Below are 14,393 nucleotides of genomic sequence, written 5' to 3' on the forward strand. Positions count from 1 at the left end.
TATTTTATAACTTGCCCTCATTTTCCTTTTCTCTTAATCCTAAAAGATTATCCCTAGAAACACTTCGTTATGATAAAATCCTGCAGTAATTTTTAACTGCTGAGTGGACGCATAGTAATTCTATCCCGCAGGCACGTGAATTTTTCACATAAAATTCGATTCGAAAATTAGAGCCTTTACAAATAGACCATGCTTACAGTCACCAATTGTAAACACCTAGGCATTTGCGGCGGGTGTTCCTCACCTCACTCTGCCTACTCCGATTCTTTAAAAGCTAAAGAACGTATCTTACATGAGCTCTTTGCTCCTATTTTCCCTGCCTCAGATATTCTACCTGTAATTCCATGCCATCCTCTTTTGCGGGGAAGAAATAAAATGGAATTTTCTTTTTTCCAAACTAAAGAGGGAAAGAAAAGCCTAGGATTCATTACTCCTACAAAACCGAAACAAGGCATTCCCATTACAGAATGTCTTATGATTCACGAACATGCAATGGATATTCTAGAGCTCACACGCACATGGTGGGAAAATCATCCTGAGATTACAGCTTACTATCCCCCCTTCAATAAAGGCTCTCTTTGTACCTTAACTGTACGCATTGGCAGCCCTGAACAAACGCTCATGGTCATTCTCACAACATCTGCAAGAGAAGAATATGCCGTCGATAAAAAGATTATTGAAGAATGGAAAAATATGCTTATACATTCTGATCTTCCCATTGTTTCTATTGTATGGGAAGAACGCGTGAGTGCGAAAAACGTTCCTACCTACTTCCGCTCTAACCTACTTTACGGAGAAGCATTTATTAAACAAAAATTAAGCTTACCTAAAGATGGAAATTCCGCTGTATTTCATGTGCGCCCTAGAAGCTTCTTTCAACCACAAACTCTCCAGGCAGCAAAAATCATAGAAATTACCAAAGAGTTTATAGATCCACAAGGATCCGAAACACTTTTAGACCTCTATTGCGGTGCGGGAACTATAGGTATTATGCTTTCTAAATATGTAAAAAAAGTTATAGGAGTAGAAATCGTTCCTGAAGCTATAGATTCCGCAAAAGAAAATATCTTAATAAATAAAAAAGAACGTCTCATTGAAGTACATCTAGAAGATGTAAAAACTTTCTGTAAACGGCATCAAGATCATCCTTCTTGTGACGTCGCTATCATTGATCCCCCACGCTGTGGCATACAAAACAAGGTGCTGAAATACTTAATAAGAATCTCCCCAAAAAAAATTATTTATATCTCATGCAACCCAAAAATACAGTTTGTGGAGTGTTGTAGCTTAATTTCTGCAGGTTACCGCATTAAAAAAGTACAGCCTTTAGATCAATTTCCTCATTCTCCGCATTTAGAAAATATCATTTTGTTAGAAAGAGAAGGCGACCTCTAGGAAAAGCATTGAATGCACGCTTCCTGTTGTGTTAACCTTTCCTTGAAATAACCGAAGTAAAGGTGGTTTAATGTTCTCTCGTTTATTCACGTGTTTTTTATTTCTTTTGAGCTCATCATCTCTCTTAGCAGATGAAGACGGCTCTCAAGTAAAAAGTACTTTTGCTCAACCCGCTGTAATGCTTGGCATTGCAATTTTGTTCTTTTACTTCATTTTATGGCGCCCAGAACAAAAACGCAGAAAATCTATGGAAAAACGCAAAAATGAACTTGCAAAAGGCGACAAGGTTACTGCTATGGGGATTTTAGGAACTATTGATGAAATCCGAGAACACACCGTAATTCTGAGTGTTACCTCTGGAAAAATCGAGATACTGAAAGCAGCTATTTCTGAAATTTTGAAGCCAGATGGGACTAAAGCATAAGCTTTAAGATATAGACATTTACTGGCTAGGATATTATAGAAATCTACATTGATTTTTTATAAGCCAAGTTATAACTTGACACCATAAGCTATTCACGAAGTCGAGGATTTTTAGGATCATGACTTGGCTTTCAGGCCTATATTTTATCAGCATCGCTAGTTTAGTATTTTGTGTTATAGGTTTGATACTTTCTGGAATCATTCTTATTGCTCGTAAGTTTCTAGTTAAAATTCATCCTTGTAAGCTAAAAATTAATGATGACGACGCTCTTACAAAAACTGTAGATAGCGGTCGTACCTTATTATCTTCTCTGTTAGATTCAGGTATTCCGATCCCTTCGCCATGTGGAGGCAAGGCCACTTGTAAACAATGTAAGGTAAAAATTGTTAAAGACGCCGACCAACCACTAGAAACAGACCGCGCAACTTTTTCCAAACAACAGTTAGAACAAGGCTGGCGTCTTTCCTGTCAAACCAAGGTCCAACACGACATGTGTTTGGAAATCGAAGAACGTTATTTACATGCTTCTTCTTGGGAAGGTACGGTAGTTTCTAACGATAACGTAGCAACCTTTATAAAAGAGCTTGTTGTTTCTATTGATCCTGCTCATCCTATTCCCTTTAAACCTGGGGGCTATCTACAAATTCGTGTTCCCGCATATAAAACTAATACTTCCGAATGGAAGCAAACTATGGCTCCCGAATATCATAGTGATTGGGAACGTTTTAATTTATTTGGCCGGATTATAGATAACAGCCTTTTAGAGCCAGATTCTGCTAATAAAGCATATTCTCTAGCATCATATCCTGCAGAACTGCCTATTATTAAATTCAATGTCCGTATTGCGACACCTCCTTTTATTAACAATGCGCCTAATCCAGGTATCCCTTGGGGAGTATGCTCATCCTATATCTTCTCTCTACAACCCGGGGACAAGATTACTGTATCTGGTCCTTATGGCGAATCCTTCATGAAAGAAAACAACCGCCCTTTAATTTTTTTAATAGGTGGTGCGGGATCTTCATTCGGTAGAAGTCATATTTTAGATCTTTTGTTGGATAAACATTCTACAAGAGATATCACTCTGTGGTACGGAGCTCGGTCTCTAAAAGAAAATATCTATCAAGAAGAATATGAAAAATTAGATAAGGATTTTCCTAACTTCCATTACCACCTAGTGTTATCGGAGCCTCTTCCTGAAGATATTGCAGCAGGTTGGGATAAGAATGATCCTGAGAAAACGAATTTCTTATTCCAAGCTTTTGAGCTTGGTCAACTTAGCAAACTTAGCAATCCTGAAGATTATCTATATTATGTATGTGGTCCACCACTACACAACAGTAGTATCCTGAAATTACTCGAAAATTATGGAGTTGAAAGATCTTCGATAATTCTCGATGATTTTGGCAGCTAATTACTAAGTATATATTTTCTCGCTATAGATATGCTCAATATTTTATCGATCACGAGTTCTCAGCATTATTCGAACTAATGACGCAATATATATTTATCATAGCGAGAAAGCTAAACACCGTATGGGTAGCATGGCTAATCGCATACGCTCGGCCATTAGTAAATTCTCCACAAAAATTCGTCTGATCATTTGGAATAATGGCTATCGTTGTATTTCCTGTTGCATTATACCGACAAGATTCACTAATTTCTAAGCCCAAAAGTGGCCATCCCTCCTATAGCAACTATTAATATTCGCACGCCCTATCCTTGTTACTCTACTAAATAAGTGCCGATGATCTTCCGTAATACTTCCAAACCATCTTAAGCATCGTCTGCATAATGCATCTCGAAGTTCAGGAAGAGCATACTCTAACACATCTCTACCCAGTAATGTCCAACCAAAGAAAGTAATGACACGATATAAAGCTGCTGTGCACGCAGGAGAAAAAGTGTGGTAGCACAGAAGTAAAATACGCACATTACGATATCTTTCTCTTCTAGAGCGAGGGCTAGTGAGCATTAAAAAGCAGATACACACTCCATCAATACCAAAAAACACTACTGAAGGCTTAAAAGGAAAAATCCAAAAAATAGATACTGCTTCTGAAATTCTAAGGATATTCATAACAGCTTCTCCAAGTCGATCTAAAAAACTTTCTGGAGGCAACACACTATCTTCGTGAACATCTTCTGATACTGAAGGAGTGCCCTCTAAAGATCCAACAAAAGATAAGTTATTAGTTAAGGTGACATCTATAGTAGGTTGTGAGATTTCCAAGATACCTGTCTGAGACTCATTGAATTCTTGATTTTCTTCAGAATGATCTGGTCTTGATGCAGAGCAATCATCATAAACAGTATGTATAGATGCAGAGATAGCATTAGTAGCATGTTTTCGGACGTTTAGTTCATTCAGGAGGAAAAAACCTTTGAAATCCAACAAACAATCAGTCAAATGAAATAAACAAGATCTTACAAATCTCCCTAAAACAAAGTAGAGAATATAGTTTATTTTAGGCCCGTTAAATAAAAGAGAGAATAATAATCTTTAGGAACTAGTTCTCTATGAGAAACTAAAAATACCTTGTAAAGGGGTATCTCAATACATTTGCCTGGATAGCTAGGCTCTTCCAAGAAGAGCTTTTGTACTTAGACACTTTTGACATACAAGTTATTAAACAACTTCAGAAAAGTGAAACTCATTATTTCACTAGAAACAAGTTAAATAAGGGAAAGTTATGTTTCAATCAAAACATTTAAACAAAAAAAAAGGAGAATATTTCTACTCTCCTCATAAAAACTCAGTTTACGAGTCAAAATAACTAAAAGCTTGGCGACGACCTACTCTCCCATACTCTTGTGTATAGTACCATCGGCGATAAAAGGCTTAACTTCTGAGTTCGGAATGGTATCAGGTGTGTCCCTTTTTCCATTATCACCAAGCAAATTCTTGTAACGTAACATTCACGTATACTAATAGACGCTTAAGAGAGTCTTTAGTATCAACTTACATCGATCGATTTATTTCAACAAAAAAGCCTACTGAGCTTTTTATATGATAAAAACCAAGTCAATGGACTTATTAGTATTGGTTAGCTAAACACATTACTGTGCGTACACACCCAACCTATCAACCACATAGTCTATATGGAGTCTCATAGGGATACCTTATCTTAAGGGAGGCTTGGCATTTAGATGCTTTCAATGCTTATCCTTTCCGAACGTAGCTACTCGGCTATGCTTTTGGCAAAACAACCGACACACCATTGGTTCGTCCATTCCGGTCCTCTCGTACTAGGAACAGCTCCTTTCAAGTATCCTGCGCCCACAAAGGATAGAGACCAAACTGTCTCACGACGTTTTGAACCCAGCTCGCGTACCGCTTTAATTGGCGAACAGCCAAACCCTTGGGACCTTCTCCAGCCCCAGGATGCGATGAGCCGACATCGAGGTGCCAAACCGCCACGTCGATATGAACTCTTGGTGGCGATCAGCCTGTTATCCCCGGAGTACCTTTTATCCGTTAAGCGACGGCGATTCCACTTTCCACCGCCGGATCACTAAGCCCGACTTTCGTCTCTGCTTGACTTGTAGGTCTTGCAGTCAACCTATTTTATACCTTTACGCTCTACTCGTGATTGCCAACCACGATGAAATAAGCTTTGGGCTCCTCCGTTACTTTTTAGGAGGATACCGCCCCAGTAAAACTGCCCGTCTGGCAATGTCCATATTCCAGATTCATGGAATTATGTTAGATTCCCAACTTGTTAAGACCAGTATTTCAACGATGACTCCCACTCTCCTGACGAAGAGTGTTCTCAGTCTCCTGGCTATGCTACACATAACAAATCAAGAATCAATACCAAAGTACAGTAAAGGTTCACGGGGTCTTTTCGTCCTTTTGCGGGTAAACAGCATCTTCACTGCTACTACAATTTCACCGAGTCTTTCGTTGAGACAGTGCCCAGATCGTTACACCATTCGTGCAGGTCGGAACTTACCCGACAAGGAATTTCGCTACCTTAGCACCGTTATAGTTACGGCGGCCATTCACCAGGGCTTGGGTTCAATGCTTTGCCTTGCGGCTGACATATCCCTTTAACCTTTTGGCATTGGGCAGGCGTCACACCATATACTTCCCCTTAGAGGTTTGCATAGTGCTGTGTTTTTGTTAAACAGTCGCCTGGGCCATTTCTCTGCGGCCCCCCGGAGCTCATGCCGTAAAGGCAATCACCCTAAGAGGCTCCCCTTCTTCCGAAGTTACGGGGATAATTTGCCGAGTTCCTTAACGAAAGTTATCTCGCGCGCCTTAGAATACTCATCTCGCACACCTGTGTCGGTTTAGGTACGGTCACCATCAACAGCTAGAAATTATTTCTTGAAAGCCTTGCGCCACACTATCAGTTCCTCCGAAGATTTCCCTTAACCACAACCTAACCTTATGTTAGCGGATTTGCCTACTAACCAGTCTCATTGTGATACGGACATTTCCAATCGTCCGCGTGCTTAACGTACTCCGTCATTCCATTGCTAAAGTTTTAGGTGGTACAGGAATATTTAACCTGTTGCTCCATCGTCTACGCATTTGTGCCTCGACTTAGGGGCCGACTAACCCAGGGAAGACGAGCTTGACCCTGGAAACCTTGTGCTTACGGCGAGGAAGATTTTCACTTCCTTTATCGTTACTTATGCCATGGATCTTCACTAGTATCCGCTCCAGCACTCCTTACGGTATACCTTCACTGCTGAATACTACGCTCTCCTACCGCGCATATAAAATATACACCCGCGATTTCGGTTTTATGCTTGAGCCCCGATTATTATTGGCGCAATGATTCTCGATTGGTGAGCTGTTACGCACTCTTTAAATGATTGCTGCCTCTAAGCCAACATTCCAACTGTCTTAGAATCATCACTTCCTTACTCACTTAGCATAAAATTTGGGACCTTAATCGGCGGTCTGGGCTGTTCCCCTCTCGACAACGAAGCTTAGCCCCCGCTGTCTATCTCCCGGACTCGCTTTTGGTATTCGGAGTTTGATTTCCGTTGGTAAGCCGGTAGGCCCCCGCTAGAATTCAGTGCTCTACCCCCAAAAGCTTAATATCCGAGGCTAACCCTAAAGTTATTTCGGAGAGAACAAGATATCTCCAAGTTTGATTGGCCTTTCACCCCTATTCACAACTCATCCAAACATTTTTCAACATGTACTGGTTCGGTCCTCCACAAGGTCTTACCCATGCTTCAACCTGGTCATAAATAGCTCACTTGGTTTCGTGTCTAAATCAAACGACTAAACGCTCTTTTAAAACTCGCTTTCGCTTCGGCTCCGGAATGTAAATCCCTTAACCTCGCCGTTTAACTTAACTCCCTGGCTCATCATGCAAAAGGCACGCCGTCAACCATGACTTCCTAAGAAGTTATAGGTCTTCGACCGCTTATAAGCTACTGGTTTCAGGTTCTATTTCACTCCCTTAACAAGGGTTCTTTTCACCTTTCCTTCACAGTACTGGTTCACTATAGGTCATTGACTAGTATTTAGACTTGGAGAGTGGTCTCCCCAGATTCAGACTAGGTTTCACGTGTCTAGCCCTACTCAGGTATCGAATAGAGTCTCTTGTTTTTTCGTTTACGGGACTATCACCCTGTATCGTTCTACTTTCCAGAAGTATTCAACTAAAACTTAAGATCCCATGTTATCGACCCTACAACCCCACATTAAAAATGTGGTTTGGTCTTTTCCCCTTTCGCTCGCCGCTACTCAGGGAATCTCTTTGATTTATTTTCCTCTGCTTACTAAGATGTTTCAGTTCAGCAGGTGTCGCCTTATACGCCTATGTATTCAGCGTATAATGATAGATGATTAATCTATCGGGTTGCCCCATTCGGAGACCTCCGGGTCATAGCTTTATACCAGCTCGCCGAAGATTACTGCAGGTAAACGCATCCTTCATCGCCTGTCAATGCCAAGGCATCCACCAATAGCTCTTAATAACTTGGTCTGTAAATTATTGATCCATGCAAGTTAACTTCACCCAAAGACAGATATTCTTAAACGTCTATTATTATATGTGAATTTACTTGTTACCATATTATTTACATAACATACTTGATCGTAAACTAAATGTTTTGGAAACAACGCTTAACAATGCAAAAGAAATAGAATACAAGATTAAAAATGCTTGCCCAACCTAGTCAAACCGTCCTAAGACAGTTATCCTTATCCTTAAAAGGAGGTGATCCAGCCCCACCTTCCGGTAGGGCTACCTTGTTACGACTTCATCCCAGTCATCAGCCTCACCTTGGGCGCCTCTCTCCTTTGCAGGTTGAGTCAACGACTTAAGGCAAAACCAACTCCCATGATGTGACGGGCGGTGTGTACAAGGCCCGGGAACGTATTCACGGCGTTATAGCTGACACGCCATTACTAGCAATTCCGACTTCATGTAGTCGAGTTGCAGACTACAATCCGAACTGGGGCCAGCTTTGAGGATTTGCTCCATCTTGCGATATTGCTACCTTCTGTACTGGCCATTGTAGCACGTGTGTAGCCCTGGGCATAAGGGCCATGCTGACTTGACGTCATCCTCGCCTTCCTCCTGGTTAACCCAGGCAGTCTCGTTAGAGTTCCCACCCTAAGTGTTGGCAACTAACGATAAGGGTTGCGCTCGTTGCGGGACTTAACCCAACACCTCACGGCACGAGCTGACGACAGCCATGCAGCACCTGTGTATCTGTCCTTGCGGAAAACGACATTTCTGCCGCGGTCAAATACATGTCAAGCCCAGGTAAGGTTCTTCGCGTTGCATCGAATTAAACCACATGCTCCACTGCTTGTGCGGGCCCCCGTCAATTCTTTTGAGTTTCACCCTTGCGAGTGTACTCCTCAGGCGGCATACTTAACGCGTTAGCTACGACACGGATAGGGTTGAGACTATCCACATCAAGTATGCATCGTTTACGGCAAGGACTACCAGGGTATCTAATCCTGTTTGCTCCCCTTGCTTTCGCGCCTTAGCGTCAGGTGTAAATTAGAAAAGCGCCTTCGCCACTGGTGTTCTTCCACATATCTACGCATTTCACCGCTACACGTGGAATTCCCTTTTCTCCATCTACCCTCTAGAAAGATAGTATTAGATGCTGGCTTGGGGTTGAGCCCCAAGATTTAACATCTAACTTTCCTTTCCGCCTACACGCCCTTTACGCCCAATAAATCCGATTAACGCTAGCACCCTCCGTATTACCGCAGCTGCTGGCACGGAGTTAGCCGGTGCTTCTTTACCTGGTACGCTCAAATCAATTGGATATTAGCCAATCTCTCTTATTCCCAAGCGAAAGTGCTTTACAACCCTAGAGCCTTCATCACACACGCGGCGTCGCTTCGTCAGACTTTCGTCCATTGCGAAAGATTCTCGACTGCAGCCTTCCGTAGAAGTCTGGGCAGTGTCTCAGTCCCAGTGTTGGCGGTCAATCTCTCAATCCGCCTAGACGTCAAAGCCTTGGTAGGCCATTACCCCACCAACAAGCTGATATCCCATAGACTCTCCCTCAACCGAAAGGTCCGAAGATCCCCTTCTTTAATATGTTTTAGAATCCTAAACATACCACATTCGGTATTAGCGGTCGTTTCCAACCGTTATTCCCAAGTTGAGGACAGATTATCTATGTATTACTAACCCTTCCGCCACTAAATAATAACCGAAGTCATTATTCCGTTCGACTTGCATGCCTCATCCACGCCGCCAGCGTTCAATCTGAACCAAGATCAAATTCTCAGAAAAAAATAAATTTAAAAATTAACGGATTTTTAAAATCCGAACAAGCATTTTTACTGGCTTGCATTCTATCTCATTTGCATTGTTAAGAAGAGAAGCTCGACGATGTCGATCTCTCATTTTGCACGCCCACATCGAAGTGTGGACTCTTTCCTCTTTTCGCTTATCGCGGTGAAGAAGAAATCAATATCTTATATAAATGGCATTTATTTATGCAATACATTTTGGTGTTCTTTTTTTTCTTATCGAAATTTTTCCTAATTGAATTTGTGCTTCACAATATGCTCAGAGCCAGAAAAATACATTTTGTTTTTTTCGTTTTTTTCTGTTTTTTATGTTCGAATGTCACCTGTTGATGTGTTTACACAAGCCTATTGAAATTCTATTTATCACTAATACCATCCGGAATCTTGTTTAGACGTATTTTAATTATAAAATTTTTTTGACTCGAATTTATTAAATCTTCAAATTTTCATCCCTTAATTAAAAGCGCTCGTTTCTTAGACGTACCTAAATATCGGGCTAAAACAGTTGGAATATCCTTCCTTAATGGAATTATTGAGATGTCCAGAGTGAAATTTAAATTTGAGAAACGTGTATGAGGTGTTCGCAAACAGTTAAAAAGGCAAAGCGCTGTTATTTCTAATCATTAGGGAAGTTTCTTTGATCTATGCGACTATGAAACTTATGAGAAAAACCGTATTGATAAGCACAATGAACTTTAACGATTGAATTATGTTTGCAGTCACAGGCTTTTTGTCTTGGATAAATATTATCATCGAGATAATATTTCTCTTTAGTTTCATAGCTTATGGCGAACGTAGCTCAGTTGGTTAGAGCGTCGGATTGTGGTTCCGAAGGTCGCGGGTTCAAACCCCGTCGTTCGCCCTTCTTTATCTTCTTTGTTTCTTTTGCTATTCTTGCTATAACCAAGTATTAGAATAAATTCTCACTCTACTAAACACCTTGTGTCTATCATGGTAAGAGAGCGTCAGAAATCTAAATCAGTCCTATTCCCCTTTATACCTTTCGCAGTTAGGGCAAGTGCTTATCTATTTTTGGCTTGTTTTTCAGGTCTGAGTCTATGGAGTTTTCATAATACCCAGCCTTGTACACAAAACTGGATAGGATTGTTGGGCTGGTCCTTAAGTTCTTTTCTTTTATATTGCTTTGGAGCTACATCTTTTCTTATCCCTCCATATTTTTTATGGTTGTCTTTCCTGAATATGAGAAAAACACCTTCTAAAATCTTACATCGTAAAGCATTAGCATTTGCTGCGCTTCCTGTATGTTCTTCTGTTTTGTTATCAATGTTGTCTCCTATTCAGACGTTGCCACATGTTTTAGATACACGTCTTCCTAAGTTCTTTTTAGGAATCAATCCTCCTGTTTCCTATTTGGGAGGTATTCCTTTTTACATTCTGTATACAGGACAATCCTTCTGCCTAAAACATTTGATAGGTTCTGTCGGGACGTGCCTAATCTTTTCATTCATACTGTTTTTCTCTATTTTTTACCTTTGTGGCGGCATAGTTTTAATTAAAAAAAAAATCCTGCAAAAATTTCTCAAAAACAAGCTTCAAGCTTGCTGGAATATTTGCAAAAGTGTTTTAAAAAGACTAACTAACAAACAAAATTATCTTCCTAAGCCATCAATTAAAGTTCCTTCTTCCCCTATAGCAAGGAACAGTGCAAAGAAACCCCCGACCCCCATTCTCTCCTTACCTATAGAGAAACGGGATTTATTAGATGATGCACAAATAACCCCTCAAGCTTCAGAAAAGGCGGCTCTTTTTTTAGCTCCACATCCTGAAAAACGCATTTTATTTCCGTTCCCCAAACCACAAAATACAGTTCAGAAAAAATTAAAAATTAATGTACTACCTCAAACCCTATCTCCATCGATTAATAGAGCAGAAAAATCCCTTCCTTTAAACCTATCTACATTTGGCGAGGGCAATTCTGAGTTGCCTCAGTATCATCTATTAAGTAAGAGTGATAATTCTAAACCCGAATCCTTGCGTGACGAATTACAAAAAAAGGGCGTGCTCTTACAGCAGACTTTAGAAAGTTTTGGAATAGAAGCTGATATTGGCAATATTTGTTTTGGGCCTACATTAGCTGCATTTGAAGTACAACCTCATACCGGTGTAAAAGTTCAAAAAATTAAGGCGTTAGAAAATGACATTGCTTTGAACTTACAAGCCTCGAGTATTCGTATTATTGCTCCGATTCCTGGGAAGGCTGCTGTTGGCATTGAAATTCCTAATCCTTATCCCCAGCCAGTAAACTTCCGTGATTTATTGGAAGATTACCAAAAACAAAATCATAAATTACAGGTTCCTCTTTTACTTGGGAAAAAAGCCAATGGTGATAATTTCTGGGCAGACTTAGCCACAATGCCACACCTTATTATTGCAGGAACAACCGGGTCTGGGAAATCTGTTTGTATCAATACAATCGTTATGTCTCTTATCATGACAAAATTACCTTCCGATATCAAACTTGTGATTGTCGATCCCAAAAAAGTAGAGCTTACTGGATATTCACAGCTTCCTCATATGTTAACTCCTGTAATCACAGAATCACGAGATGCGCATAGTGCTTTAGTTTGGCTTGTTAAAGAAATGGAACTTCGTTACGAAATTCTAAGATTCTTAGGCCTTCGTAATATTCAAGCTTTTAATGCTCGTCAACGCAATATCGAGATCGAGGCTTCTTTTGATAAAGAAATACCAGAAAAAATGCCTTTCCTTGTAGGGATCATAGACGAGCTATCTGATCTTTTACTTTCTTCTTCTCAAGATATAGAAACACCTATTATTCGCTTAGCCCAGATGGCAAGAGCCGTTGGGATTCATTTAATCCTAGCTACACAAAGGCCTTCTCGCGATGTTATTACTGGGTTAATTAAAGCAAACTTCCCTTCACGCATAGCATTTAAAGTCGCTAATAAGGTAAATAGTCAAATCATTATAGATGAACCTGGTGCTGAAAATCTGATGGGGAATGGGGATATGTTAGTAGTTTCTCCCGCTTCTTTTGGAGCTGTGCGTGCTCAAGGAGCTTACATTTGCGATGAAGATATCAACAAGGTTATCAAAGACCTATGTTCTCGCTTCCCTACAAAATACGTCATTCCTTCATTTGATACTTATGAAGACTGCGCTGGGGATGATTTAACAGATAGAGATCCTTTATATAATCAAGCAAAAACGCTAATTCTTCAAACAGGAAATGCCTCTACGACTTTCTTACAAAGAAAACTTAAAATTGGTTATGCTAGAGCGGCAAGTTTAATAGACCAGCTTGAAGACGCGCGAATTATAGGTCCTTCGGAAGGTGCCAAACCTCGTCAGATCTTAATACAAATACCTCCTCAAGAAGGATAAGTTTATGGAAGGTTTTTTCCCTTTAGCCTCAGGTTCGAAGGGGAACTGTGCCTATTTAGGAACGGAGTCCTCTAAAATTCTAATAGATTTAGGTATTAGCAAGCAACTTGTCACACATGGACTTCTATCGATGAACGTGCATCCTGAAGATATTCAGGCTATTTTTGTATCTCACGAGCATTCTGATCATATTTCTGGAATTAAAAGTTTTATAAAGACTTATAATACTCCAATTATTTGCAATCTTGAAACAGCACGTCACCTTTGTCAATTATTAGATGTTCATCCAACTTTTAAGATTTTTTCTACAGGGACAACATTTTCTTTCCATGATTTAAAAATCCAAACATTTAATGTTCCTCATGATGCTGTGGATCCTGTAGGATTTATCTTTCATTACCATGATGAAAAATTAGGTTTTTGTACAGACTTGGGTTGGGGAACTTCATGGATTATTCATGAACTTTACGACTGTGATTATCTACTTATAGAAGCCAACCATGATCCTGAACTTGTGCGAAAATCTTCTCGCCCCGACATTTATAAAAAACGTGTTCTTAGTAAGCTTGGCCACCTATCAAATCATGAGTGTGCAGAATTATTACAAAAAGTTCTCACTCCCAAAATAAAGAAAATCTACCTTGCTCACCTCTCTAGCGAATCTAATACATCTGAACTAGCGCTATCTACGGTATCTTCTGCTATAGAAAATATTGCTTCTATTGATCCTGTCATTGTAGAAAGTCATGAAGTGACTGATCCTATTTACTTTAGTTCTTTAATAACCGTATGAAATTAGAACATACTTCACACCAGACTCTATACATTTCTCTAGATCATAACTGGGACAAGAGCACTCGCTATAGTATCGATAGAGCTTCGCAGTTACTTAATTTCAAATTTCTTCCCTTTCTTACTTTTGCGGATTGGAAAGTAGAACAGAAAGTCCGTCAGCTCTGTCATAAGGCTAAGAAAAAACAATTTATATCCCCCTTAGCAAAATGGCTAGGACAACTTCACAAGCAAGACTTAACGACGCCTCCTATGCCCCCCATAGTAATTTGTTGGATCAATTCCTATATTGGTTACGGAGTCTTTGCTCGAGAAAGGATCCCCGCTTGGTCATATATTGGAGAGTATACAGGGATATTACGTCGCCGTCAGGCCATTTGGTTGGATGAAAACGATTACTGTTTTCGTTACCCCTTATCCTTGTGGTTATGGCGTTATTTTACTATCGATAGTGGACATCAAGGAAATTTCACTCGCTTTATTAATCATAGTGACAAGCCTAACGTAGAGGCCATTGGAGTATTCCAGGATGGACTATTTCATGTGATTATTAGAACGATTCAAACAATTGAAGCGGGCGAAGAGTTATGTTACCACTATGGCCCGCTATATTGGAAGCATAGGAAAAAACGTGAAGAGTTTATTCCCGAAGAAGATTAGGTA

The 14,393-nt window shown here is 40.2% G+C and carries 6 protein-coding genes, 1 tRNA gene, 3 rRNA genes and 1 pseudogene; 7 read left to right on the forward strand and 4 right to left on the reverse strand.

The window, feature by feature from the left end:
- The first annotated feature begins 189 nt into the window (after positions 1-189).
- The 3 genes from rlmD (at position 190) to nqrF (ending at position 3,233) form a co-directional block, all read left to right on the forward strand.
- Entirely contained in the window at positions 190-1,395 is a 1,206-nt protein-coding gene (rlmD, locus tag E1N70_RS01290; RefSeq protein WP_131743777.1) for a 23S rRNA (uracil(1939)-C(5))-methyltransferase RlmD, read from the forward strand.
- 70 nt (positions 1,396-1,465) lie between these two features.
- Positions 1,466-1,819, forward strand: coding sequence for a preprotein translocase subunit YajC (gene yajC, locus E1N70_RS01295; RefSeq protein WP_131743778.1), 354 nt, complete (start codon positions 1,466-1,468; stop codon positions 1,817-1,819).
- A gap of 118 nt (positions 1,820-1,937) precedes the next feature.
- Complete coding sequence (gene nqrF, locus E1N70_RS01300) at positions 1,938-3,233, forward strand: NADH:ubiquinone reductase (Na(+)-transporting) subunit F (RefSeq protein WP_131743779.1); 1,296 nt, start codon at positions 1,938-1,940, stop codon at positions 3,231-3,233.
- A 42-nt stretch (positions 3,234-3,275) separates the two neighbouring features.
- Here the strand turns inward: nqrF and E1N70_RS05235 are convergent.
- The 4 genes and pseudogenes from E1N70_RS05235 to E1N70_RS01320 all read right to left on the reverse strand — a co-directional run.
- A pseudogene (locus E1N70_RS05235) lies at positions 3,276-4,091 on the reverse strand (DUF687 family protein); the annotation flags it as partial.
- 511 nt (positions 4,092-4,602) lie between these two features.
- Positions 4,603-4,717, reverse strand: a 5S ribosomal RNA gene (gene rrf, locus E1N70_RS01310).
- Positions 4,718-4,835: 118 nt separating this feature from the next.
- Positions 4,836-7,773: ribosomal RNA gene (locus E1N70_RS01315) — 23S ribosomal RNA — on the reverse strand.
- Positions 7,774-8,000: 227 nt separating this feature from the next.
- Positions 8,001-9,552, reverse strand: a 16S ribosomal RNA gene (locus E1N70_RS01320).
- Together the 16S, 23S and 5S rRNA genes form the textbook arrangement of a ribosomal RNA operon.
- A gap of 808 nt (positions 9,553-10,360) precedes the next feature.
- Between E1N70_RS01320 and E1N70_RS01325 the strand changes: the two genes are divergently transcribed.
- The 4 genes from E1N70_RS01325 (at position 10,361) to E1N70_RS01340 (ending at position 14,390) form a co-directional block, all read left to right on the forward strand.
- Positions 10,361-10,434 (forward strand) — tRNA-His (locus E1N70_RS01325).
- Positions 10,435-10,523: 89 nt separating this feature from the next.
- Positions 10,524-12,938: an FtsK/SpoIIIE family DNA translocase gene (locus tag E1N70_RS01330; protein ID WP_131743780.1), complete on the forward strand. Its 2,415-nt coding sequence runs from the start codon at positions 10,524-10,526 to the stop codon at positions 12,936-12,938.
- Positions 12,939-12,942: 4 nt separating this feature from the next.
- Positions 12,943-13,731, forward strand: coding sequence for an MBL fold metallo-hydrolase (locus E1N70_RS01335; protein ID WP_131743781.1), 789 nt, complete (start codon positions 12,943-12,945; stop codon positions 13,729-13,731).
- A complete protein-coding gene (locus E1N70_RS01340) occupies positions 13,728-14,390 on the forward strand; it encodes an SET domain-containing protein (RefSeq protein ID WP_131743782.1) in 663 nt (220 codons plus the stop codon). Before E1N70_RS01335 ends, E1N70_RS01340 begins: the two co-directional genes overlap by 4 nt.
- Positions 14,391-14,393: the final 3 nt, after the last annotated feature.

Source organism: Chlamydia buteonis (genome assembly GCF_900634605.1).
GTDB classification, from domain to species: Bacteria; Chlamydiota; Chlamydiia; order Chlamydiales; family Chlamydiaceae; genus Chlamydia; species Chlamydia buteonis.

What these genes read in the sequence shown, in the direction of transcription:
- yajC (WP_131743778.1), top strand. Translation starts at nt 1,466, where the DNA reads ATGTTCTCTCGTTTATTCACGTGTTTTTTATTTCTTTTGAGCTCATCA.
- E1N70_RS01330 (WP_131743780.1), top strand. Translation starts at nt 10,524, where the DNA reads ATGGTAAGAGAGCGTCAGAAATCTAAATCAGTCCTATTCCCCTTTATA.
- rlmD (WP_131743777.1), top strand. Translation starts at nt 190, where the DNA reads ATGCTTACAGTCACCAATTGTAAACACCTAGGCATTTGCGGCGGGTGT.
- E1N70_RS01335 (WP_131743781.1), top strand. Translation starts at nt 12,943, where the DNA reads ATGGAAGGTTTTTTCCCTTTAGCCTCAGGTTCGAAGGGGAACTGTGCC.
- E1N70_RS01340 (WP_131743782.1), top strand. Translation starts at nt 13,728, where the DNA reads ATGAAATTAGAACATACTTCACACCAGACTCTATACATTTCTCTAGAT.
- nqrF (WP_131743779.1), top strand. Translation starts at nt 1,938, where the DNA reads ATGACTTGGCTTTCAGGCCTATATTTTATCAGCATCGCTAGTTTAGTA.